The sequence below is a fragment of the Massilia sp. 05N420 genome (assembly GCF_056397205.1).
In genome coordinates, this window is sequence record NZ_JBFTMX010000229.1 from 1 (window position 1) to 397 (window position 397).

The 397-nt window shown below is 57.2% G+C and carries 1 protein-coding gene; it reads right to left on the reverse strand.

The window, feature by feature from the left end; genetic code table 11:
• Positions 1-134: 134 nt before the first annotated feature.
• Positions 135-397 (reverse strand): M20/M25/M40 family metallo-hydrolase (locus AC1DIX_RS28095; RefSeq protein ID WP_477328658.1); only part of this gene is annotated, 263 nt, incomplete at its 5' end.

The window sequence follows — 397 nt, forward strand, 5'->3', positions numbered from 1 at the left end:
AGGCAACGCCGCCTCATCCCGCCACTATGAAAACATTGCCCAGCAACTCGATATGCAGGTGGATTGACCATTCGTTTCGGCGCCGGCATCGACCCTGTCGATGAGAACGCGATTTGCGGCAAGAATTGTGAGCGTTATCGCAGCCGTTGTCTCGCGACGGCAACGAAATATTCAGCCCCTTGCCCAAGCACATTGTCGTTGAAGTCATAGCTGGGATTATGCAGGGGAGCTGACGTCTCTCCATTGCCGATGAAGGCGAAGTTACCGGGAACTTTCTCCAGGAGCCTGGCGAAATCTTCGGAGGCGGCGATAGGCGCAATATCGTCTTCCACCGCCCCAGGTCCGAAAACGGAGGCGGCAGCCTCCAGTGCGACGCGCGTTTGCTCAGGTGTGTTGC